General features: G+C 44.9%; 19 protein-coding genes. 9 read left to right on the top strand and 10 right to left on the bottom strand.

Going from position 1 to position 24,313, the window contains the following annotated elements; translation table 11 throughout:
- The 6 genes from CVN76_RS14970 to CVN76_RS14945 form a co-directional block, all read right to left on the bottom strand.
- Positions 1 to 3,301 (bottom strand): amino acid adenylation domain-containing protein (locus CVN76_RS14970; RefSeq protein WP_442857577.1); only part of this gene is annotated, 3,301 nt, incomplete at its 3' end.
- A 28-nt stretch (positions 3,302 to 3,329) separates the two neighbouring features.
- Complete coding sequence (locus CVN76_RS14965; protein WP_100531937.1) at positions 3,330 to 4,226, bottom strand: isochorismatase; 897 nt, start codon at positions 4,224 to 4,226, stop codon at positions 3,330 to 3,332.
- Positions 4,227 to 4,257: 31 nt separating this feature from the next.
- Complete coding sequence (locus CVN76_RS14960; protein WP_100531936.1) at positions 4,258 to 5,880, bottom strand: (2,3-dihydroxybenzoyl)adenylate synthase; 1,623 nt, start codon at positions 5,878 to 5,880, stop codon at positions 4,258 to 4,260.
- A gap of 20 nt (positions 5,881 to 5,900) precedes the next feature.
- Positions 5,901 to 7,124, bottom strand: a complete 1,224-nt coding sequence (gene dhbC / locus CVN76_RS14955; RefSeq protein ID WP_100531935.1) for an isochorismate synthase DhbC — start codon at positions 7,122 to 7,124, stop codon at positions 5,901 to 5,903.
- Between the two features lie 55 nt (positions 7,125 to 7,179).
- A complete protein-coding gene (locus CVN76_RS14950; protein ID WP_442857578.1) occupies positions 7,180 to 7,965 on the bottom strand; it encodes a 2,3-dihydro-2,3-dihydroxybenzoate dehydrogenase in 786 nt (261 codons plus the stop codon).
- Between the two features lie 221 nt (positions 7,966 to 8,186).
- A complete protein-coding gene (locus CVN76_RS14945; RefSeq protein ID WP_100531933.1) occupies positions 8,187 to 9,056 on the bottom strand; it encodes an alpha/beta hydrolase in 870 nt (289 codons plus the stop codon).
- A gap of 480 nt (positions 9,057 to 9,536) precedes the next feature.
- Here CVN76_RS14945 and CVN76_RS14940 point away from each other — a divergent pair, with 480 nt between their 5' ends.
- The 4 genes from CVN76_RS14940 to CVN76_RS14925 are packed head-to-tail and all read left to right on the top strand — an operon-like array spanning position 9,537 to position 13,396.
- The gene (locus CVN76_RS14940) at positions 9,537 to 10,514 is read left to right on the top strand and encodes an iron-hydroxamate ABC transporter substrate-binding protein (protein WP_100531932.1); all 978 of its coding nucleotides are present in this window, start codon (positions 9,537 to 9,539) and stop codon (positions 10,512 to 10,514) included.
- A gap of 22 nt (positions 10,515 to 10,536) precedes the next feature.
- The gene (locus CVN76_RS14935; RefSeq protein WP_100531931.1) at positions 10,537 to 11,544 is read left to right on the top strand and encodes a FecCD family ABC transporter permease; all 1,008 of its coding nucleotides are present in this window, start codon (positions 10,537 to 10,539) and stop codon (positions 11,542 to 11,544) included.
- Positions 11,537 to 12,559, top strand: a complete 1,023-nt coding sequence (locus CVN76_RS14930; RefSeq protein WP_100531930.1) for a FecCD family ABC transporter permease — start codon at positions 11,537 to 11,539, stop codon at positions 12,557 to 12,559. Before CVN76_RS14935 ends, CVN76_RS14930 begins: the two co-directional genes overlap by 8 nt.
- 15 nt (positions 12,560 to 12,574) lie before the next feature.
- Positions 12,575 to 13,396 (top strand): ABC transporter ATP-binding protein, encoded by an 822-nt coding sequence (locus tag CVN76_RS14925; RefSeq protein WP_100531929.1) that lies wholly within the window; start codon positions 12,575 to 12,577, stop codon positions 13,394 to 13,396.
- 56 nt (positions 13,397 to 13,452) lie between these two features.
- Here CVN76_RS14925 and nagE read toward each other — a convergent pair whose 3' ends face one another.
- Positions 13,453 to 15,369 (bottom strand): N-acetylglucosamine-specific PTS transporter subunit IIBC, encoded by a 1,917-nt coding sequence (nagE, locus tag CVN76_RS14920; RefSeq protein WP_100531928.1) that lies wholly within the window; start codon positions 15,367 to 15,369, stop codon positions 13,453 to 13,455.
- A gap of 298 nt (positions 15,370 to 15,667) precedes the next feature.
- On the opposite strand from nagE, the gene nagA reads away from it, so the two are divergent.
- The 4 genes from nagA (at position 15,668) to CVN76_RS14900 (ending at position 19,111) form a co-directional block, all read left to right on the top strand.
- Positions 15,668 to 16,849, top strand: a complete 1,182-nt coding sequence (gene nagA / locus CVN76_RS14915) for an N-acetylglucosamine-6-phosphate deacetylase (RefSeq protein WP_100531927.1) — start codon at positions 15,668 to 15,670, stop codon at positions 16,847 to 16,849.
- Positions 16,846 to 17,580, top strand: a complete 735-nt coding sequence (gene nagB, locus CVN76_RS14910; RefSeq protein WP_100531926.1) for a glucosamine-6-phosphate deaminase — start codon at positions 16,846 to 16,848, stop codon at positions 17,578 to 17,580. The genes nagA and nagB overlap by 4 nt, the downstream gene beginning before the upstream one ends.
- A 15-nt stretch (positions 17,581 to 17,595) precedes the next feature.
- Positions 17,596 to 18,318 (top strand): GntR family transcriptional regulator, encoded by a 723-nt coding sequence (locus CVN76_RS14905; RefSeq protein WP_061143785.1) that lies wholly within the window; start codon positions 17,596 to 17,598, stop codon positions 18,316 to 18,318.
- 67 nt (positions 18,319 to 18,385) lie between these two features.
- On the top strand, positions 18,386 to 19,111 hold the full coding sequence (locus CVN76_RS14900) for an SIS domain-containing protein (RefSeq protein WP_100531938.1): 726 nt from the start codon (positions 18,386 to 18,388) through the stop codon (positions 19,109 to 19,111).
- Between the two features lie 55 nt (positions 19,112 to 19,166).
- Here the strand turns inward: CVN76_RS14900 and CVN76_RS14895 are convergent, their stop codons facing one another.
- Positions 19,167 to 22,283 carry an MMPL family transporter gene (locus tag CVN76_RS14895; RefSeq protein ID WP_100531925.1) on the bottom strand — a complete coding sequence of 1,039 codons (3,117 nt, stop codon included), beginning with the start codon at positions 22,281 to 22,283 and terminating at the stop codon, positions 19,167 to 19,169.
- Positions 22,284 to 22,748, bottom strand: coding sequence for a MarR family winged helix-turn-helix transcriptional regulator (locus CVN76_RS14890; protein WP_061143787.1), 465 nt, complete (start codon positions 22,746 to 22,748; stop codon positions 22,284 to 22,286).
- Between the two features lie 168 nt (positions 22,749 to 22,916).
- On the opposite strand from CVN76_RS14890, the gene CVN76_RS14885 reads away from it, so the two are divergent.
- Positions 22,917 to 23,438, top strand: coding sequence for a hypothetical protein (locus CVN76_RS14885; RefSeq protein ID WP_061143788.1), 522 nt, complete (start codon positions 22,917 to 22,919; stop codon positions 23,436 to 23,438).
- 288 nt (positions 23,439 to 23,726) lie between these two features.
- Here CVN76_RS14885 and CVN76_RS14880 read toward each other — a convergent pair.
- Positions 23,727 to 24,313: peptidylprolyl isomerase (locus CVN76_RS14880; RefSeq protein ID WP_198512570.1), on the bottom strand; the 587-nt coding region annotated here is incomplete at its 5' end.

Genomic DNA, 24,313 nt, shown 5'->3' with positions numbered 1-24,313 from the left:
CGAGTGCCCCGGTATCAATTTCACCGGACATTTCAACCACGAGCGGAATGTTATACGTCGGGCTCGGACCTTCCAGGCTATGAAGGAACCATAATCGCCGCTGGGCAAAGGAAAGAGGCACCTGTTTTGGCCTTTGTGCCTTTTTAACAGGCAACCTTGCACTTCTCCCGTTAGAAAGCTGTTTGACAAGACCGGAAACGGTCGGTGTCTCGAACAATTTACCAATGCCTATTTCAACTCCGAATGTATCTCTTATTCGAGCCATCAAAGTCGAGGCAAGAAGAGAGTGACCGCCTAAATTAAAGAAGCTATCATCGATACCCACCCTTGAAAGGCCCAGGACCTCGGCGAAAAGATCGCTGACGATTTCCTCCTGCGGTGTTCTGGGAGCGCGTTCGGAAACAAGTGCAGAAAGATCAGGCGCGGGCAATTCCTTCCTGTTGAGCTTTCCATTTGGAGTCAATGGCAACTCCTCCAGCTCAGCGATAGCGGATGGGACCATGTATTCCGGCAAAACACAGCCTACAAATTCCCGTATTTCCACAACATCCGCCGTCACTCCCAAAGATGGAACGATATAGGCAACGATCCGTTTATCGCCCGGCTGATCTTCGCGTACGATGACTGCAGCCTGCTCGATGTCAGGATGGCGGGTAAGCCTTGCTTCGATTTCCCCTAATTCGATGCGGAACCCTCTTATTTTGATTTGATGATCGGCACGGCTGATATAATCCAGTGTGCCATCACTACGCCAACGAACAAGATCGCCGGTGCGATACATGCGGCTGCCCTTTGGACCATATGGATTAGCGATAAACCGCTCAGCAGTTAAATCCGGGCGTCCTAAATATCCACGCGCAAGCCCTGTACCCGCGATATATAATTCCCCTACAGTGCCTTTAGGAACGGGCTTCAAGGCTGCATCCAGCACATATACCTGTGTATTCCAAAGTGGCTTGCCGATCGATGGCATACCGCTCTGTTCCGGATCAAGGGTAATGGCTGAAGACCATATCGTTGTTTCCGTCGGTCCGTACAGGTTTGTCACTTCACATCCTAATTCATGTAAAGCATTTGTCAGGCTGATCGAAAGGGCCTCTCCGCCAACTAACACCCGGAAATTCTTTATCACATCAGGATAATTCGCTACAAGTGAATGCCAAAGCGTTGGTGTGGCCTGCATGATGCTTATCTCATGCTGAACGATCATCTCGGACAAGGTCTTCGGATCTTGAATCGTTTCCTTAGCGGCAATGACACAGCTTGCCCCATTCAAAAGCGGCAGGAAGATTTCCAAACCGGATATATCAAAGGCAATGGTTGTAACAGCCAGAAGACGGTCGCGATGATCCAAAGAAAATTCGTTTTGCATCGAAGATAGGAAATTGATAAGGCTTTGCGATTGAATCACGACACCTTTTGGCTTCCCGGTAGAACCCGAAGTGTAAATCATATAAGCCGGGTTAAGCGGGGACATCGTTCCCTTCCGGTTTTCATTCTCCACATTTGCATCCGGCTGTTCCGCTAGCGCTAGAGTGGTCTCTTCCTCATCCAGAAAGATGCGCTCCGCTCCTTTGGCATCCGTTAGTTTCGAGGCAATCCCTTTACTGGTTATGATGGCTGCAGGCCTGGCATCTTCCAGCATGAATTCGATTCGATCTGATGGATAATCCGGGTCGATAGGCAAATAAGCCGCTCCCGTCTTTAAAACCGCTAACATGGAAATGACCATATCCACCGAACGCGTCAAAGCGATGGCCACGAATTTCTCAGGTTCCAGCCCCTTCTCCAAAAGGAGGTGTGACAGTTGATTGACCCGCCTGTTTAAATCTTTATATGTAAGAACTACGTTATCATCGATTACGGCCGTCCAATCAGGGGTTTTTCGCACCTGGTCCTCGAACAATCGGGGTAAAAGTCCAGTTGGGATCTCCGTTGCCGTTCGATTCCATTCAAGCAGGACCTGCTGGTGTTCCTCGGGCAATAGAAGTTCAACTTCCCCGATCGATCGATTTCCCTCTGCAATCGCAACCTTTTCAAGAAAGCTCAAAAACCGTGCATGATGGGTACCTAAATCTTCGAGGCCATATACTTCCGGGTTCGCATCAATATCGATCCTCAGCCCTTTTCCATCAGACTTGTCATAGATGTTAATCGACAAATCATCGACAGGACCGGTGGCAAGCTTATGTGTGATCGCCTTGATTCCTGAAAAATCGAGGCCATAGTCAAACGGCATGACATTGATTTGCGGTCCGAATAATCGCTGGTTATCACCCAGCAATTTAAGATCTCGGCGCAATTCTTCATGGCGGTAGTTTTGATGGCGGCGGATGTTACGGACCTCCTTGGACACTTGCTGCACCAATTCTTTGAAGCTCATCTCAGGCTTTACAGACAATCGCAGCGGCAACAGATTCATGACCATGCTGGGGATGTTCAATGAGGAAGACCCCAACCGTCCCATCATCGGTAAACTGAGGATGACGTCTTCCGATCCAGTCAAACGGTTCACATAAACGGCCGTCACCGCAATCACCACTTCATGCCAGCTTCCCGAATATTTATGGGCGTTCGCTTTTAAAGCTTGTGTAGTGGAAGGTGATAAATAACCCGTTTGGCTAAGGAAGCCTTTAGAAGTCCTGGGTGCTCGATCCGCTAGGCTCATGACCTCCGGCTGATCGGCAAAACGTTCTAGCCAAAACTGGCGATCACCTTCGAACTTTTCGGAATTCCTATATGCCTTATCTTCCTCAAGCAGTGTACGTAGAGGGGAAAAGGCAGCTTCGTTCACATTTTCCCCTTTTTGAAGTGCCGTATATAATTTGGCTACACGTTGTGAGATAAGGGAAAAACCAAATGCATCCATGACAATATGGTGAATGCGTTGATACCAGAAAAAGCGGTCCGATTCCACCTTGAATAAAACTTGATTGAAGAGCGGGTCATTTTTCAAGTCTATAGGATGAGCCAAATCTTCTTTCATCCATTGCATGGCCTTGTGCCGGGAGTTTTCCTCTTCGCTTAAGTCCATGAATGTAAAAGGAAAATCAAGCGATTTCCCACTCGTTTGAAACGGCCCTTCAAGATCCTCGCCAAAGCGGACATGTAAAAACTCCGCCTCCTTGACCGCCTGCGTCAGTGCCTGTTCAAAATGCACGATATCAATCTGTCCGGCTATTTCTATGTATTCCCCTGTGTTATATATCGGGTTATCCGGCTCCAGCTGCTGAGCGAACCAGATACCGGATTGTGCGCCGGTCAACTTCCAGCGCACATCTTGATCCTGAATATTAAGCACTCCGAATTACCTCCTTCCTGTTTCTAATTCAAGCTAACACCTTTTGTGACGATAATAGTTCCCACCACGCGGCGAGTGTCGGTTTTTCAGCCATCTGCATGAAATTGATTTCCGCCCCTTTTCCTCTTAGGATTTCAACAAGGCTCATCATTCTAATCGAATCCATTCCTATATCCACTAGATCTTCATGGTCACCTATATCCGATGGCGATTCGCCCATAAGGTCAGCGATGGCAAACCTTAGGCCATCCAACGTCAAACCTTGATTTTCTTTTTCTTGCTGTCCGCCGTTATTCAATTGTTCGAGCAATCGTGCTGTCGATGTTGTGACGGCACATCGTTCAGCTGCGTATTTGATCGCCATTTTATGTTCATCCAACGAAAAGTCCGCTACTGCATCCGTTATCAGGAATGGCTCGATATCCTGCATGAAGGCCTCGCTTGCCGTCAGAAGACAGCCGATATGTGCATAGACCCCGCAGATGATAAGTTGATCACGTCCCTGCTCCCTCATCATTTCAAGGAGATTCGTCCGTTTGAATGCACTGTAGCGCCATTTAGTAAGGACAATGTCATCCTCGCTTGGAGCAACCTCGTCAATGACTTTAGTTTGATTGATATCGTCATCAAGTCCCGGGCCCCAGAAATCGGTAAGTAGTGCACGATCGTCAGGGTTTTGATTGCCAGGCTGAGCTGTATAGACAACAGGGATGCCCAGGTCCACGCAACGGCTTTTTATTGCCTGTATATGCGAGATCAGTTCCGTTATCGGTGATTCGGTTACTGTATAGTAATCGAGGAAATATTGTTGCATGTCATGAACGAGAAGCACCGCCCGCGATGAATCGACTTTCCACGAAACTTTATTCTTTGTTAACTCGGATTCCACAGGCATTGCGTATGGTGTGATAGCAGGAATAGCCATCATTATCACTCCTTCTATATAGTTTATTTAGTCACTTCAGTGTAAGTTGATTGTTCAGTTTATCTGATATGATTTGCCGCAAGGCTTTTTTACTCACTTTACCTAACGGCGTTTTTGGAAAGGACTCGGTGAACTCAATCCGATCAGGAATTTTAAAAGCGGCAAGTCCCCGCTCCTTCAGGAATAGTTTAAGTTCCTTTGCCGTCGGGGCCTTCTCGCGCGGTATCACGAAGGCGCAGGATCTTTCGCCTAAATAATCATCGGACATGGAAACGATGGCGACATCATGTACAGACTCATGTGCCAGGAGATGGTTTTCCACTTCCTCGGCGGCGATCTTTTCACCGCCGCGGTTGATTTGATCCTTATCCCGCCCTTCAACGACGATATAGCCCGTCTCGGTCATACTTACCAGGTCACCCGTTCGGTAAAATCCATCTATCGTGAATGCCTTCGCATTATGCTCTTCCGCTTTGTAATAGCCACGGATGGTGTAAGGCCCCCGCGTTAACAAATGCCCCACCTCACCCTGCTCAACATCTCTGTCTTCCTCATCGACAATGCGCACTTCATCATATTTTGACATCGGCCTGCCTTGAGTATTGACGATGATCTCTTCCGGATCGTCCAATCTTGTATAGTTAACCAGTCCTTCGGCCATGCCGAATACTTGTTGCAGTTTACACCCAAAAGCTGGGGATACCCGACGGGCAGCTTCCGCACTGAACTTCGCTCCCCCCACCTGCAGCACCTGGAGACTGGATAAATCATGGTGGCGGGTGGATATCGCATCAAGCCATCTCAAAGCAAGGGGCGGTACTAGTGCCGTAATCGTCACGCCTTGTTTTTCAATAAGCGGAAAGGCTTCGTCAGGACTAGGGCCTGGTGAAAGAACCACTCTGCCGCCTGCATAAAGGGTTCCGAGGGTCCCTGGCGAGCTCATTGGGAAGTTATGGGCGATCGGCAGCACGGCGAGGTAAACACTATCCTTGTCCAACCCGCAAACTTCGGCGCTAACCTCCAAGCTGTACATATAATCATCATGTGTTCTTGGAATCAGTTTGGAGAGCCCTGTACTTCCCCCGGATAATTGAAGAAAGGCAATGTCACTTGAAGCCACTTTTGCTCCGGTTTTTTTTGGATCGATATATAAATCAGCCAAATTCCCAAATTCCGCAGCATCCCCCGTGACAATGACGTTTAATTTTTCATTCTTACTTTTTGCACCTCTTGCCAGCGTACGGTGGTCGAAACCAGCGTGCTTATCAGGGATGATGTAGGCAACCGCCTCTGAGAATTCGCAAAAATAGTTAATTTCGCTGCTTCGGTGTGATGGAAGGGCAAACACTGGCAATGCGCCTAATCTGAATAATGCAAAACAAACTTCAAAGAACTCGATTACATTGGGGAGCTGGACGACTACCCTGTCCAATTGCTTGATTCCTAGTTCCTGGAAACCAGCAGCCAACCGGTCGGCACGATTATCCAATTCTGCATAGCTCATGTTTCTGTCCCCGCTGGTAATGGCGATCTTGTCAGCTTGTTTTTCGGCACGATCACGCAACATTTCCCCGAAGGTTTTCCCTTTCCAACACCCCTCCCGTTTATATAAATCCGCATAATCCGCAGGCCATGAAGAACACCCTGTTAACATTCTTTATCCCCCCACACTCTTTAGTTTAATGACTTTGGATCTATTCCCATTGCACGCAGCATCGTTTGGAATTTAGCCGATGTTTCCGCCAATTCCTCTTCTGGCTTGGATTCCGCAACGACTCCTGCCCCAGCAAATAAGCGAAGAACCTGTTTTTCTACCTCCGCACACCGAATGGTAACGATCCATTCGCCGTCTCCTTCTGCATTGCACCAGCCGACCATGCCCGTAAAGAAGCCACGATCAAACGGTTCGATTTCCTGAATGGCTTCCCGGGCCCATTCGGACGGAGAGCCGCAAACGGCCGGAGTTGGATGAAGCGCAATCGCCAGCTCCAACGAGGAAGTTTCAGGATCTTGAAGTTCTCCTTTTACTTCTGTAGATAGATGCAACATGGTTTCGGTATGTATCACTGATGGTTTTTCCGGTACATCCATCTTTTTGAAAAATGGGCGCAGGGCCTCTGCCACAGCTTGGACGACAACAGCATGTTCATGTAAATCCTTAGCTGAGGAGAGCAACTCTTCCGCCCGTCGCTTATCCTCTATCGGATCGTCGCTTCTTGGCCTGGAACCTGCCAAAGGATTGGCCACCACCTGTAACCCCGTTCTTGAAACAAGCAATTCTGGACTAGCCCCGATTAGTGTTTTCAGGTTATCGGGATCCGCGTTTTCCGTTTCGGGCTGCGGTAAATCAACGGCAAAGGTATACCCGTTCTTATTATGGCGTGCCAAATTTTGAAGCAACTGATTGATATTCACCGGCTCCGATGAAGTGAGATGCAACGATCTTGATAGGACGATTTTGTCAAGATGGCCGCTTTTAATATGAGTGAGACCTTGTTCCACACCATCCATATACCGAGAAGGTTCCGGTACGGATTCAATTTCATAGTCCGGTTTCGAAGTTCCCACTTGCTGACTTGTGCCTAAGTCTTTCAAAGGTACTGATGTCCATATCATTCCGGGTACGATGAGCTGGGCATCCTTTTCATAATCGAATGGTACGGCTCCGGTTACCATTGGATTGGGGTGACCTTGCTCTTTTGCAGTTTTTAATGCAGCCGCCACTCGTGCTGCAAGGCTTGTCATTTGATCACGGTTTTCCCTATCATTTGGAACTGTCAAAAAGGAACCTTTCCCCAGTATTGTTTGAGAAGGCGATGCCAGGAAAAAGTCCCCGACCTCATAATCGTCCAACAGCTGTTTTTCCAATACGGTTGAATTCTCTTTGCTCTTGATCATATATATAAAACCTCCAAATTCACGTAATATTCAGACCGAATATGAATGTGCTGCCTCAGGCCCCTAAAGTGGCCCCGCCATCCACACATAAATTACTCATCGTAATATGATTCGATTGATTGGATATGAAAAACAGAATGGCGTCGACTATATCAGAAGGAGCGGCTATTTTGTTCAGTGGTATTCCCACTTTGAATGTCTCAGGCATCCCATTTATAACCGCTTGTGCGCCATTTTCGTCATTCCACATCGACCACTGCATCTCCGTATCCGTTGATCCGGGCGAGACGATGTTACAGCGAATATTATATTGGGCCAATTCCAGCCCTAAACATTTAGTGAACATGACGGCAGCTGCCTTTGATGCTGCATATGCACCCAGTGAAATTCTTGGGACGCTTGCTGCATTGGATCCCACCGTGACGATCGAACCTCTTTTTCTCGTCATCATGTATGTGCTCACTGAACGTGAGACATTAAAAACACCGGTGGTATTGACGGCAAAGATCTTTTCCCAATCCTGATCACTGAATGATCCGATCAAACCTGTGCGAAGCACCCCTGCAACATTGACCAGTGTCTCTATAGGACCGATATCACGTTCGATTTCATCGACTATGCCAACGATTGCACGACCCTCACTTACATCAGCCGCAAAGGCATGTACATCCAAACCTTGAGACTTCCATTCACTTACTTGGCCATTAAGTTTTTCGGCATTATAATCAATTGCCGCAACCACCATACCCAGTTTTGCCAAAGCCTGGACGACTGCGGCGCCGATTCCTTGGGCACCTCCCGTTACAAGTGCAACCTTCCCACTGCATTCCAAAAAATCCACCATGACACTCCCTTTCTTACTTCAAGATCTCAATGTATAGTAGCCCGATTACAATCCCCCACGAATATGGGACGGTACACACGGCTTAACCCATTAACTAACGCTGTAAAACGGAAGATTCCAACTAATAATGATAATCATTATCAATTGGAATCTACAGGTAATGATATATATTAAAAACTTGGTGGTCAAGTACCATATGGCGATTTACTCAGAAAGTCCTATACCTCGCCAGGCATATTTCGCTTCAATGCAAAACGCAAGCCCCTGTTAATCAAAGGCGGCAAAACGGATAAGTGACCTTCCTCTTCGAACTCCTTGAATTGAACGTTTATTCCGCTATCGATCGTCGATAAACGTGTTGATAACTCCCGTGCATTTTCATTCATGCCGCTTTTATGCGTGCCTTCCTGCTCCCCTACTCCCAGCATTAAGGAAATACCCCCGTTTCCTTGTTTCAACCGGGAAAGGAACCTCCCCTCTTCCTCATGGAACCAATTTTTGTTCCAATGAAGTGATGGGCTTCCAGCTATGTAATTTTGGAATGCATATGGATTTGTATAAAGAACATATAAAGCGAAAAGGCCGCCAAGGGAATGCCCGAAGAGGGTTTGGCTATTATGGTCGATCTTGAATCTGTTACCGATTTCCGGTTTTAAATCCTCTTCAATGAATTTCAGGAAGTTTTCTGCGCCCCCATGTGCAGGCCATGGACTTCCATCCGGTCTTTCAGGTAACTCGGCAGCTGCAACCGGTAATGTAAAATCATAATAACGTTCAGAAGAAAATGGTCCATTCGTGTGATAACCAATGCCCACGATGATTGCCGGAACTACACCCGACTTCTCCGGCCGGCGCGATTGCAACCTCACCGCCTCAACCATTGTTCCAAACACAGAGTTGGCATCGAGTAAATAAATGACCGGATATCCTGACGGAGGCGGCTCTTCCAGCGGCCGGGATACAAAGATTTGAAACTCACGATTCCCATTACTTGAATGCATGATGCTCCGTTCAGTGCCTTTGATCGTAACCTCTCCGCTGCCAGCCGTTATATCCGTTGCATTTGTATCGATATTTTTATGTATCATCCTATCGAATTCCCCCACCCATTATTACTAGTAATCTAATTCACCACTTTTCGGAATGATATCTGCAAGTCAATAGTTTGGCAGAATCAAATTGAGAAAGATTACCATGACTTCGATAATGATAATCCTTCTCAATGAATATATCAACAGTGTATCTCTATTTTTTTACAATCTCTTACAAAAAAAACGTTATTTCCCCACTCTCCGCGTTATTCTTCACAGTGTTTTTTGGAAAAACTCCAAACGAAATATATTGTTTGGAAAATTATTCTTGAATTATTGGAAGTTTAATTATATATTTAATATCGTGTGGTGATGATAATGATAATCGTTATCAATACCACACATTATTATGTTAAGCTAATATTAATTTTGGCAAAGGAAGTGAAACTACATTTTCAACCGATTAGGATTGATTCTTTTGGTCCTATGAAGCAGCGATAAATGATTTTTAATATATTAAAAAAGGAGAATCAACCAATGAAAAAGCAATTATTCGTACTTGGAATGGCAACAGTATTCAGTTTAGGACTTGGAGCTTGCGGTAATGCCGAAAAGTCTTCCGAGGATGCTTCACAGAAAAGCAACGCGACAGAAACCACTGCAAAAAAAGACGCGAAGACCCAAACCATTACATATTTGGACAAGGAGTATACAATTCCAGCCAAAGTTACCAGTATCGCCACTGCTAGTTTGGAATCCATGGAGGATGCTGCCATATTGGGGGTTAAGCCAACAGGTGTCGTTACTGTAGGCGGAGAAATTCCGGAATATTTAGCGAAGGACCTTGCTGGTGCAAAATCAATCGGGGAAAAAATGCAGCCAAACTATGAAACTCTTCTTGGAATGAAACCTGATGTGATCATGTGGTCTTCTAAATCACCAGCGAACGTAACGGAGCAATTAGACAAAGTGGCGCCAACATTCCCATATTCTCATATCTCGACAAATTGGGAAGCGAACCTGCGGTTGATGGCCAGTCTTACGGGTAAAAAAGACGAAGCTGAAAAAATCATCACGACTTATAATGATGACGCTGCAAAAGCAAAAGTGGAAATCGGTGCAAAACTGAAGGACAAAAAGGTATTAGTGGTGAGAATCCGGAATGGAAGCCTCTTCCTATATCCTCAGGATGTTTATTTCAATCCAGTCGTTTATAAAGACCTAGGCTTGACTGTTCCTGAAGAAATTAAACCTATTAAAGCACAAGAAATGATTTCATTGGAAAAGTTTGCAGAACTTGATCCGGATTATGTTTTCTTGCAGTTCTCCGAAAGTGAAAATGCACAAAAGCCGGAAGCATTAAAAGATTTGGAAAACAACTCCATTTGGAAGAGCATCACGGCAGTGAAAGAAAACAAAGTGTTCGTCAACTCGGTTGATCCTCTTGCTCAAGGTGGAACAGCTTGGAGCAAGACTGCTTTCTTGAAAGCTGCAACTGAAAAATTAGCTAAATAAGCAGTAAGGTGCGTTGATTGATATGGCCAAAACAAATTCATTACCAATAATAATCCTTTGTATGGCACCTCTATTGATTTGCTTTTCCATCGTTTTATCGATTTTATATGGTGCGAAAAATATAGATTCCATGACGGTATGGAATGCCATTTTTCACTATGACTCTGGTAACGTCGATCACACGATCATCATGACTTCCCGTTTGCCCAGAGTTTTGGGTGCTCTTCTCGTCGGGGCATTTTTAGCCATATCAGGAGCACTCATGCAGGGGATGACAAGAAATTATCTTGCATCCCCTTCAATCATGGGGGTGACGGATGGCTCTGCGTTCGTGATTACACTATGTATGGTATTTGCTCCAGGTATGTCTTCATTCCAAATGATCCTCTTTTCCATGTTAGGTTCTGCAATGGGTGCCGGAATTGTCTTTGGTTTTGGTTCGCTGCTCCCAAATGGACTGTCGCCTGTTCGGCTAGCCATAATCGGGACTGTGATCGGGACATTTTTAAGCAGTATTTCTGCTGCCATAGCATCCTATTTCCAAATTTCCCAAAATGTAAGTTTTTGGTACAACTCCAGGTTGCACCAGATTGATCCCGAAGTACTCAAATTAGCGATACCGTGTGGAATGGTGGGAATCATCCTCGCCCTATCCATCTCAAAATCCGTTACGATATTATCTTTAGGCGAAGAAATTTCCATCAATTTAGGCCAGCGCACGAAATTAGTAAAAGCCGTGGCCCTCCTTTCCGTGATCTGCTTAACGGGAATTGCCGTGGCGCTTGTAGGGAAAATCGGCTTTGTTGGCCTTATCATCCCCCACATCACCCGGTTTTTGATCGGGATCGATTATAAGTGGATCGTTCCCTGTGCCGGGGTAATTGGTGCGGTTTTTCTAGCTCTGTGTGATGTCTTGAGCCGGTTTGTCAATTATCCATTCGAAACCCCCATAGGAGTCGTTACTTCCCTGATCGGCATTCCTTTCTTCCTGTACTTAATAAGAACGAGAGGAGGAGAAAAAAATGGATGAGAATACTCGGTGGCGCTTCACCCTCACGATGACCATCATTATCTGTTTAATCGTTGTTACAAGCTATTTCAGCTTGATTTCCGGGACATTCAACATGACCGTCAAGGCTGTCCTTCAGACCTTATTCAGGGTGGATCCGGTACCCGATTTTGATTTGGTCATTTTTGATTTCCGCCTCCCCCGCATCGTGATCGCCGGTTTGGTGGGAGTGAGCTTAGGAATTGCGGGCACAGTCATTCAAGGTGTTACGAAAAATGGCTTGGCCGATTCGGGCATTCTCGGCATCAATGCCGGCGCCGGGACAGCCATAGTCATCTTCATGTTTTTCTATCAAGGTCAAACCAGCAGCTCGGACTGGTTCTCGATCATGAGTTTACCGCTATTTGGTCTTTTGGGCGGGCTTTTGGCAGCCCTGGTGATTTTCCTTTTTTCCTGGAAGAACGGGACGCTGGACATGGGCCGCCTTTTACTGACCGGAATCGCGATAGGCTCGGCATTAGGCGCCCTTTCCTTATATTTGTCATTAAAAATGAAATCAACCGATTTTGAAATGGCAACCGTTTGGCTCTCGGGTACGATATATGATGCAAACTGGAAATACATCGCATCCATGTTACCATGGATGATAATCCTGATCCCGATCATTAAGAAAAAGGCTTATTTACTTGATTTGTATCAGTTGGAAGAATCGAGCGTTAAAAGTTTGGGGATTTCCGTTGAAAAGGAAACGATCATCCTTTTACTCTGCAGCATCGGATTGGTGGGCGCCTCCGTTTCGGTGTCGGGGAATATCGGTTTCGTAGGTTTGATGGCTCCCCACATCGCAAAGCATCTTGTGGGGATTCATCATAATCAGGTCATCCCGGTATCCGGGGCAATTGGCGCACTGCTTGTGATCGCATCCGACTTCATTGCAAAAACCGTTTTTACTCCGGCAGAATTACCGGTCGGGATCGTCATCTCCATTATTGGTGTCCCTTATTTTCTTTATTTACTCATTAAAGCTAAAGCGTAGAAGGAGAGATGATCAGTGAGTATTCTCCGTATGGAAAATGTAGAAACGAATTACGAGAAATTGACGGTATTCAAAAACTTGAATCTGGAAATAAAAGAAGGCCTGGTCACAACCATCATTGGACCTAATGGCTGCGGTAAATCGACATTATTAAAGACAATAGGCCGGATTTTAAAACAAAAAAGCGGAAGCGTTTTTTTACAAGGGCAGGACCTGCATAAGATCCACACAAAGGAGATTGCCAAGCAAATGGCTTTGCTCCCCCAAAACCCGGTCGCACCTGCACAATTGAAGGTCGAGGAACTTATTTCATATGGAAGGTATCCACACCGTAATAATGTAAATAAGCTGACGAAGGAAGATAAAGAAACGATCGAATGGGCCATGGATATTACCAAGACCGTTTCATTTCGAAACAGGCAAATCGCCAATTTATCAGGCGGTCAAAGACAAAAGGTATGGCTGGCAATGGCTTTAGCACAGAAAACGGATATATTATTATTGGATGAGCCGACCACCTACCTTGATATGGCTCATCAATTAGAGGTTTTGCAAATCGTTGAAAAGCTTAATAAAGAACAGAAAATAACGACTGTCATGGTTTTGCATGATATTAACCACGCGTCCCGGTTTTCACATGAAATCATCACGATGAAAGAGGGAGAAATCATTAAGATCGGGCCTCCTTCGGAGATCATTACGCCTGCCATACTGGAAGAAGTGTTTCGTATTGATGCAAGGGTCATGATTGACCCTGCAAATGGTGCCCCTGTTTGTTTCGGATATGACAATCTATCACAGCAAGAAACATTAAAAGAAGCCGTTTTATCCAAATAACCAATGAAAAAGGCAGTCGACATTGTCGACCGCCTTTTTTATTGCCATCCATCCGTTCAATGATTTTCCAAACGGATGATGTCTGCTGTATTTTGTTTCTGAGTTCCCGTTTTTTGCAATTTCACTGCCGTTCCTTCAGGTAAATTAGTGAAGATGATAGGTGTGATCGCAGAAGGAGCATTCCGTTTTACGAAATCAAGATCGATATCCAAAAGCGGCGTACCTTTAGTAATCTTCTGGCCTTCTTGGACAAGAGATTTGAAACCTTCTCCATTTAATTTAACTGTATCTAACCCTACATGAATCAGAATTTCCAGTCCATTATTCATTTTCAATCCCAGGGCGTGCTTAGTTGGGAATACATTAAGCACTTCCCCATCGATAGGTGAAACAAGTTTTCCATCTACAGGATCGATTGCGAAGCCATCCCCCATCATTTTCATCGCAAACACCTGATCAGGAACTTGTTCGATAGGTAAAACGGTCCCTTCGATCGGAAGCACAAAATCATCGAAGCCTAACTTTGATTCTTTGTTTTCTACTACACGTTCATCCACAACTTGTGCTGCTGGTGCTGTTTTCACTTGGCTTGGACTAACTCCATTTTGAACAAGCTGTTTCATTGCATCTGCAACAAATTCGACGTTCGTTCCTACTATGACCTGAACGCTTGTTTTATTTAACTTCAGCACACCTCGTGCACCATGTCTTTTTAGAGCCGATTCATTCACATTATCTGCATCAGCCACTACTAAACGTAAGCGTGTTGTACAATTATCTATAGATTTCAGATTTTCTTTACCGCCAAGATCTTGAATGAACAGAGAACCCATATCGGTATATTTATCACCTGTTTTCACAACCGTTTCTTCTTCTGGGCCTTCCTCATCGTCTTCACGTCCTGGTGTTTTCAAATCCATGGCCTTGATGACAAAGTAGAAAATCACGAAATAAATGGCTCCATATACCAACCCGATCGGTATGATCCATAATGGCTTTTGAGCTATCCCAAAGTTCAGCAAATAATCGATGGCCCCTGCAGAGAATCCGAAACCGTGATGGATATCCAACATAACAGCCAGTGCCATGGAAACCCCTGTTAAAAGGGCATGTATGACATATAATACCGGCGCAATGAACATAAATAGAAATTCGATTGGTTCAGTGATTCCGGTCAAGAAGGAAGTGAAAGCCAATCCGACCAGCATTCCCGTTACCAATTTACGTTTCTCTTTCTTGGCAGCTGCAATCATCGCTAATGCCGCTGCCGGCAGACCAAACATCATGATTGGGAAAAAGCCGGTCATGAAAGGTCCAGCACTTGGGTCCCCTGCGAAGAAACGATTAATATCTCCAGTTGCTCCATTATATTCTCCAAATACAAACCATACCAAGCTATTCAGAACGTGATGCAATCCTACAGGAAGCAATAAGCGATTCAATACGCCAAATACCCCAGCGCCTAAAGCCCCTGCACCTGTGATCCATTCGCCAATGTTATTGATGACATCTTGAATTGGCGGCCATACAATCCCGAATATTCCCGCCAGTGCAATCATCGCAAGCGAAGTGATAATCGGGACAAACCGTTTTCCTGAAAAGAATCCAAGCCATTCAGGAAGCTTTATATCAGAGTATCTGTTATATAGGAAAGCTGCCACGATACCGGATATGATACCGCCTAAAACAGCCATGTCGATTTCTTTATTAATGGCTTGTGTACCATTGGTTAAAACAAAATAACCAACAAGACCAGCCAATGCCGCGGCACCGCTTCCGTCTTTAGATAACCCGATTGCAATACCTAAAGCGAATAGTAAGGCAAGGTTATCAAAGATCGCCTTACCCGCGGCTGCCATGAATGATATATCCAGTAAATCTGGCTGACCCAGGCGAAGCAATATAGCCGCTGCCGGCAAGACAGCAATCGGTAACATTAGAGCTTTACCAATTTTTTGTAAATAATTTAACATCGAACTCATCTCCCTTGTTCCTAACTTCTATTAATAAGGCTAAATGACAAGAAGTGTAAAAGCGTTTTCATTTCATTAATAACTTTTCATTGGCTTATACTAGCACAAAAAATATATAGATGTCTATACCAATTTTATTGAAATTCTTTGAAAATAGCCCGATTTGTTCTTTTTCGTTGCTTATATGAAGTAACTGGTCTAGACAACTTTTAATAAAAGCGATAAAATTAGAACAAAATATGTGAGACTCAATTCGTGACTCATTCATTACGTTTCACTTTCATAAAGGAGATTATGTATGAAAACATTCATTATCAATAATCTAATGGTTCATAGCGAAAAGGAAACCTACAAGGACGGGTACATTAAAGTCGTGGACGGGAAAATTGCCGAAGTGGGCCCAGCCAGTCAATGTAAACAGGATGAGGATGCCACGGTAATTACGCTTCCATCGGAGTATCAGATCATACCCGGTGCCATCGATGTTCATATCCACGGCGCGGCCAAGGCCGATGCAATGGACGCCACTAGCGAAGCATTGTCGACGATGGCAAAGACTCTTCCAAAAGAAGGGACGACCAGTTTTCTGGCAACCACGATGACCCAATCTGCTGATGCCATCGAATCAGCACTGCTTAATGCGGGTACCTATATCAAAGAACAAAACGAAGATCATGCTGAAATAGTCGGGATTCATTTAGAAGGCCCGTTCATTTCACCAGCGCGTAAAGGGGCACAGCCCGAAGACTTCATCGTCGATCCCGATGTATCGCTCTTCAAGAGATGGCAATTGCTTGCCCATAACCATATCAAGCTTGTAACGCTTGCACCTGAACAACCAAACGGACTGGAGCTTGCGCGACACCTAAAGGAAACAGGCGTCGTCGCTTCCATTGGACATTCCGATGCAACATATGACCAAATCAGTGAAGCGATTGAAGCTGGCACGACACATGTGACACATCTTTATAACGGGATGCGTGGCCTCCATCACCGAGAGCCTGGCGTTTTGGGCGCTGCCTACCTTCGTGACGAGTTATTCGTTGAACTTATCACGGACGGCATTCATTGCCGACCGGAAATGGTGAAATTGGCTTTTGACCAAATCACCAGCGATCGCATGATCCTGATAACCGACTCGCTTCGTGCCAAATGGCTTGAAAAGGGCACTTACGACTTGGGCGGCCAGGATGTGAATGTTGATGAAACGAAAGCAACGCTTCCAGATGGGACACTTGCGGGCAGTATACTGAAAATGAATGATGCGATTAAGAATACTTTGCAATATACCGGTTGTTCCATGACTGACATTATAAAAATGACGGCAGAAAATCCTGCCAAGCAACTTCGGATTTTTGATAGGAAAGGCAGCATTGAAGTTGGAAAAGATGCCGACCTTGTCATCTTAAATGAAGAATTGGACGTTGAGATGACGTTTTGCAGAGGTAAATTAGCTTATAAAAAGGAGAATGTAAAATGAATATCATCAAAGTGCAGGACTATGCAGAAATGAGCCGGACGGCTGCAGAAATCGTTATTGGAAAGGTTAAACGGAATCCGGAAATCATCCTTGGCCTGGCAACGGGCGGTACACCTAAAGGCATGTACGATTCCATGATCGAAGACCATGTCCAAAATCATACTTCTTATGAACATGTAACATCTTTTAATCTCGATGAGTATATCGGCTTAAAACCAAATGATCCCAACAGTTACCATTTTTATATGAATGACTCCCTATTCAACCATATCGATATCAATAAAGGGCAAACCTTCGTACCAAACGGCACACCGGATAACTCAGATGAAGAATGCAGACGGTATGACGAAAGAATCGATTCCTTGGGAGGGATTGACCTGCAAATACTTGGAATTGGCCAAAATGGACATATCGGTTTTAATGAGCCTGGAACGTCTTTCAATTCCGGTACCCATGTAGTAACGCTTGAGGATTCAACACGCCAAGCGAATGCCCGTTATTTCGACTCCATTGACGAAGTTCCCACACAAGCAATGACGATGGGCATTTCCACAATCATGAAAAGCAAGGAGATCCTCCTTCTCATATCCGGCGAAGAAAAAGCCGAAACCTTGAAGAGGCTCTTCGATGGAGAGATTACGGAAGAATTCCCTGCATCTATCCTTAAAAAACATAATAATGTTACAATTATCGCAGACCAAAAAGCGTTATCCGGCGTGGTAATGCCCTAAAAGGAGCGAAAATCGATGATTGATAAAAACTCACCTCTTCCGATTTATTTTCAAATCGAAGAACAAATAAAAAGACAAATAGAAAACGGTGAGTTCCAAGCGCACAATGCCCTGCCGTCTGAACGTGAATATGCCGAGCAATTCGAAATTAGCCGGATGACCGTGCGGCAGGCGATAAATAACTTGGTTAATGATGGATATCTATACCGGCAAAAAGGCCGGGGAACCTTCGTCGCCGACAAGAAGCTCGAGCAGCAGCTCAACGGGCTGACCAGCTTTACAGAAGATATGAAGGCCAGGGGCCTTAATCCGAGCAGCAGGCTTCTGAGCTTCGAAATCATACCGGCTACTAAGAAAATTGCCAATGAATTGCATATTTCCCTATATGCCCCCGTTTATGAAATCAAACGGATTCGATTGGCCGATGATGTCCCAATGGCACTCGAGACGGTGTACATGTCTGCGAATTTAATTAAAGGATTAACGGAAGAAATCATTAACCTTTCGCTTTACCAATATGTCGAGAATTACGTTAAACTTAAAATAGACTATGCGACACAAACGTTGGAATCATCGATTGCTTCAGATTTGGAAATCGCCCATTTGGCAATTCCCAAACACTCGCCCATTTTATTCATTCAAAGGAATACGTACCTAATCGATGGAACTCCCCTTGAATTTGTCAGATCAGCATATCGGGCAGACAGGTATAAGTTCACCATCACCATCAACAGATAACCTCGATTGTTTTGGCTGATATTCGTATAGAGACAATTTCATCACTATGATCAATGGAGGGTGTCATATAATGAACTCATATTTCAAAGAAGTGCAGGCTCTACTTTCCACTGTTGTAGAAAAGGAAAAGCAATCACTGAATGAAGCAGTGGAAAGGATCTCAGCATCCATCATGTCTGACGGAATCGTCCATTTATTCGGAAGTGGGCACTCCCACATTTTGACGGAAGAAGTGTTCTACAGGGCTGGCGGATTGGCAGCCATCCGCCCCATTTTCGTTGAAGATTTAATGCTTTTCAAAGGCGCATCAAGAGCATCGCAACTTGAACGGCAAAATGACCTATCGGAGAAATTCATGCAGGATGAAGATATCCGTCCGGGTGATGTCTGCATCGTCATCTCATCCTCTGGTGTCAATCCCGTACCGATAGATGTCGCTGCAATCGCTAAGGAAAAAGGCGCCTTTGTCATAGGTTTGACATCACCGGCTTATGCATCCAGCTGTCCTTCCCGGCATAAAGAGAAGCTTTACCTCCATGATGTCGTGGATATGGTCATCGACAATCATATTTCCAAAGGTGATACTTTGCTGAAATCAAACAATATTACATTTGGATCCGGATCGACCGTAACCGGTGCCGTCCTCCTAAACATGATCTTCACCCAAGTCATCGAAACGATCATTGATTCAGGAGTGACCCCCCCGGTATTCCTAAGCAGCAATATCGAAGGGGCTGACGAACACAATCAACGCCTCATCGCAAAATATAAAACAAGAATTCCCCAATTATAAAATGCACTACATAGTTAAAGAAGGCATCCGAATGGATGCCTTCTTTAATTTACGTTTATTCCTTATCTTTCAAAAATGGCCACCAATTCGCGTTCCCAAATGTTGCAACCATTACGGGTATGAACAATGGCAAGATGACAAACGCATATAATCCAAGGCCAACCAATATTAAGGTGGCAATCTCCAAGAGTGATAAGACCCCTGCTGGCATCATGGCCGCAAATGTCCCGCCCAGAATGACAGCCGCTGAGATGATCACTGTTCCCATTTTTCTCATCGACAGCAGCATTGCTTCCTTCACTGGCTTTTCTTTCATTTCGTTAAAGCGATCCATCAAGAAGATGCTATAGTCAATGCCCAGGGCGATCAGGATGACGAAGGCAAAGAAAGGAACGGCCCAGCCGATACCTGCATAACCAAGAATGTTAACAAAAATCAACTCTGTTATCGCTGCCGCTGTATAGTATGTCAAGACGAGCGACACAATCAGGTAAATTGGCATCACCAGCGATCGCAGCATGAAAAAGAGGATGATTGCAATGCCTGACAGCATCAAGATGACGGTGCGTGAGAAGTCCGCCTCGGACATTACGCTCAAGTCATGATGCGTACTTGTGATTCCCCCTATCGCCACCTGCGCATTTTCAAGCTTTGTACCTTTTGTGACTCGCTCTACCGTTTCCTCAATCGAGTCGATTTGCTCGATTGCTTCATTGGAATATGGATTCTCCTTGAAGACCACATCCATTGTCATCACTTTACCATCTTCAGATAAGTACGCGTTCAATGCTTCACCAAATTCTTTGCTTTCCACTACTTCTTTTGGAATGTACATGCCCGTTACCGTTTTATCCGTTTTTGCCAACCCGGATAAATACCCCTGTGCAGACGATAATCCATCATGCACTTCATTCAGGCCATCTGCGCTTTGATTCAAACCGTCTTCCAAATCGGTAAGCTGCCCTCCAAGACTTGAAAAACCATTCAGGAGTTCTTGCTGCCCATTGTTAAGGCTAGTAAGTCCCCCTTTAAATTGTGATAGATTATTGATGACTTCACCTTGACCATTGGCCATAGTGCCCAGGCCTTTTTGTAACTCATCAACACCAGCAATCAACCGGTTCAGGCCGCTCCCTAGAGCTTTCTGTCCGTTTACGATTTGTGTCATATTTTCGTTTGCCGTATTCAAGCCGCCCGACACCACACCAAGATTCCGATTGAGCTCGGAAAGTCCTGCTGCCATGGGCTCCAAACCATTCTGGGCCCCTTGTACGGTTTGCTTGATTTTTTGATATGATGCATCTGCCTGTAATTCCGGATGGGCGCCTTCCACTTGCTCAAAGGAAGGATTTAATGCAGCCAGGCTTTGTGACACAGCCGTCAGATTCGTTTGGATCTGTTTGTAACCATTCGTGAGTTCCGTCAGACCATTGGTTGATTGCCGATAGCCCCCCAGGAGCTTCTCGCTTCCGGCAGACAGCTTCTCCAAATTGGCCTTCACTTCATTCAGACCTGCTTTGATGTCACCTGTCCCGGAAGACCCGTCACGAATTCCTGCTTCAATGCTCGTTAACGCTTTCTCTACCTGACCTACACCGCTCTTTAATTCATCAGTGCCAGAAATGAGTCCCCCTATCCCGTCTGTCGCTTGCTTCAAGCGCGGTCCTGAATCGGAGAGCTCATTGCCTGCCGTTTTTAACCCGTCACTGATTTCTTTAATCCCGTCATTCCCTTCCCCGATTCCTTTTTCCAGCGTTTCAGCTTGATTGGAGACAAATAGATCCTTGATGGGCTCACCTGCCGGGCGGGTCATGGATCGGACTAAATCGACTTCATCGACCTTGGCGACTTCCTGACCGATTTTTTCTGCGAGCGCGACGTATTCCTCCGAGTCCATCCGTTCGTCATTTTTTATGACGATCTGTGTTGGCATCGACTGTCCCGGCCCGAATTCATCGGAAATGATATTAAAAGCCATGATCGAAGGAACGTCATCTCCCGCTTCCTCCAGGGAGTTATAGGATATGTCCCCATCATATACGAACAAAAAAGGCACACAAATGATTGCAACGATCACTAACGCCAATAAGGGACGTTTCAAGGAAAAATTCCCAAGGATTGCCCATAATTTGCTTTCACTATGCGCAAGCTTCCCTTTAGCCGGCCAAAATAACCTTTTGCCTAAAACCGCCATGAAAAATGGAACGATCGTATATAGGGCAAGCATCAATATGAATACCCCGATGGCAACCGCTGCAGCAGATTGATAGAGCTTGAAAGTGGAAAAACCAATTGCCGCAAAGCCAATCATTACGGTCAGGCCGCTGAAGAAGACCGTCTTGCCAGCCGTTCGATATGTCTCCACGATGGCTTCGACCAATGATTCCTGTGACGACAGCTCCTCCTTGAAGCGACTAAGCAGCAGGATGCAATAATCGGTGCCGATTCCAAATAAAATCCCGACTAGGAATATTTGCGTATAAGATGAAATTGGAAAGTCCCATCGATCGACCAGGAATGAAACGATGGATTGTGAACATAAATACGTAAAGCCTACGGTGATCAACGGAATGATTGGTGTCACCACCGACCGGAAAACGATCAGCAATACCGCCAAAATGAAGACAACCGTAATGCCTTCGGTTTTTTTCAGCCCTTCTTGGGAATTGGTATTAAGATCTTCATCGATCATCCAGCTGCTAGTGTAATAATGTTCGATATCGACTTGTTCCAGTTCCTTATAAAGGGTATCGATCACTTCCTTGGCTTCCCTGTCCCCTAATGTCATCGTGATGGATGTCAAAACCGTCGATCCATCCTCCGAAACCAATTGATCCTTAAGCGATTTCTCTTTGAAATGTGTCATGATTTCCGTGATGCCTAGCTCGGATTTATCCTTTTCCAGCTTTTCGATGGCTTGCTTGATTTCCTTCAATTCCGAGGAAGTTAGCTTCTTATCACCATGGAATACGAGAGCTACTTGGGACTCATCTTCATCTTGTATCTCTTTCATGAGTTCATTGGCTTTTCCAGAGGAATACTCTGCCGGTACATCAAGCTGCCCCTTATCACGGACAAGGTTTGCGATATTCGGAGCCGAAAACATTAAACCGGCTGTAATGGCAACCCAGATGATCAGGACTAACCACCTTGCCTTTATTATCCCTCTCATTTACAGTTCCTCCTGTTCGCCATTTTTCATTTCTATGAAAATTTGTGAGAGCTTCTCATATGTATCAAGGAATTTAACAATCTCTTCATATTCGAATTTCGTCATGATGCCTTCGACCAATTTATGAATCTTATGCTCCGTTTTATGCAACAATGCCGCTCCCTCTTCGGAAAGCTTCAAATGGAAGACCCTCCGGTCATATTGGTCCTGCTCCCGTTCAATCAGCCCTTTGCCTTCAAGCCTGTTGATATTGGAGGTGACCGCACTCTTATTTATATAAAAGGCTTCGCTGATATCCGTAGAGGTACATAATCGTTGTTGTTCAATGAATCGTAAAGTGTAGTATTGCTCGTTCGTCAGCACATCACATATTTGATCTTTAATCAATAGTTCCCCCATCTTATTGACATAAAAGGAAACTTTCATATATCGGTCAATTAAAATGGATATTTTTTCATCATTCATCGAAACACCTCGTAAAATTAGTTCACTCACTTAACTATATGTAGCTTACTACTAGTTTATTTATTATGTCAATCCTATTACAGTTTATTTTTCCCAGTTTAAATTATGGTAAATAAGGGAAAACCCGAAGTAAGCAAACAATCTACTATTCTTAAGGAGGAACTATAAATGACTCAATCGACGATCGAAACTCAATCGAATAGCAAATTATTAAAAGGCATTCTCATTGGAGGACTTGTCGGCGGCGCCTTGACCTTGCTTGACTCCACTACAAGAAATAAAATGAAGCGTTCTGCGGTCCTTTTAAAAGATAACTCCATGAATATGATTGAACAGGTTAAGGAAAATCCCGGAGAAGTGAAGGACCAGATGGTATCAGGCGTCAAAGGGGCTACCGAGACGATCAAAGAGGCCATTCATGATGTTGAGGCTTTATATGAAACCGTCAATGAAGACGTGGTAGGTAAAGTTTCCGAAGTGAAGGATATCTCGACTGATGCCCTTGGTACAGCCAAGGAAGCTACAAGTGAATTGAAAGACATCAGCTCAAAAGTTGTCGTTGCCGGGAAACAGCTGAAAGAAACGCCATCTTCATCCGTGAAATCGAATAAAAAAGGGGAAAAAGAAAGTGATGAAATCGTAACGAAATCGGAATTATCCAATCAAAAATCGATCTCATCGAACTTCTAATGATTAAATAGCTGAAGAAACGACTCAGCTTCAAAGCTGCAGGCAAACTCGTTAATTGGAGTTTGCCTGCAGCTTTTTCGAGTTCTGATCGTTTGGCACTCGCTTATCCAGGGGCGGGTCCGTTGAGCCTCCGCGAACCCGCAGCGGCTGCATGGTCGCAGATCTAAATAATCGCTTCTGCCAACAGTCATTTGATGGCCATGTGAACGTGGCTGTGACCGAATAAGGAATGATAAAAAATAAAAAAAGGTTTCGGGATGCTGCTAGCATTCCGAAACCTTCAGGGCCTTATTCAGACTCCGTTAATTCATTCGTTATATCGTGGTCTTTTTTCACTTCAGCCAACCAAGCGGGATATTCCTCCTGCAATCGCTCAGTGATAAGCGTTTCTTTAATCGCATCTTTGCTATCTTCCAGATTCGCTTTTTTCGCTTCCTTCTTTCCAGTGACTTTAATGATATGGTAGCCATATTCGGTTTTGACCGGTTCACTGACCTTGTCCACATCAAGATCGAAGGCAACATCCTCAAATTCGCCGACCATATCACCTTTTCCAAAATACCCTAAGCTGCCGCCTTTACTCGCCGTTTGCGTATCGGTAGAATACTCGGCGGCCAGTTTGGCAAAGTCGCCGCCATCCGCAAGTTCTTTTGCAACTTTTTTAGCCGTTTTTTCGTCTTCGACTAAAATATGGCTAGCCTCGACTTGCTCCGCTTGTGTAAAGGTATCTTTATTGTCTTCGAAATAGGTGCTGATTTCATCATCTGTCACGGTAATTCGCGGTTCGACCAGCTTTCTCGTTTGCAGATAAACAACGATATCCTTTTTCAAGGCGTCCATGGAAGATCCGCTTGCTTCCAATTGCTCTTTGAACG

This window comes from Bacillus sp. mrc49, assembly GCF_002803435.1.
Note: the sequence above shows the minus strand (reverse complement) of the source record. Positions and strands in the feature narration are given on the sequence as shown.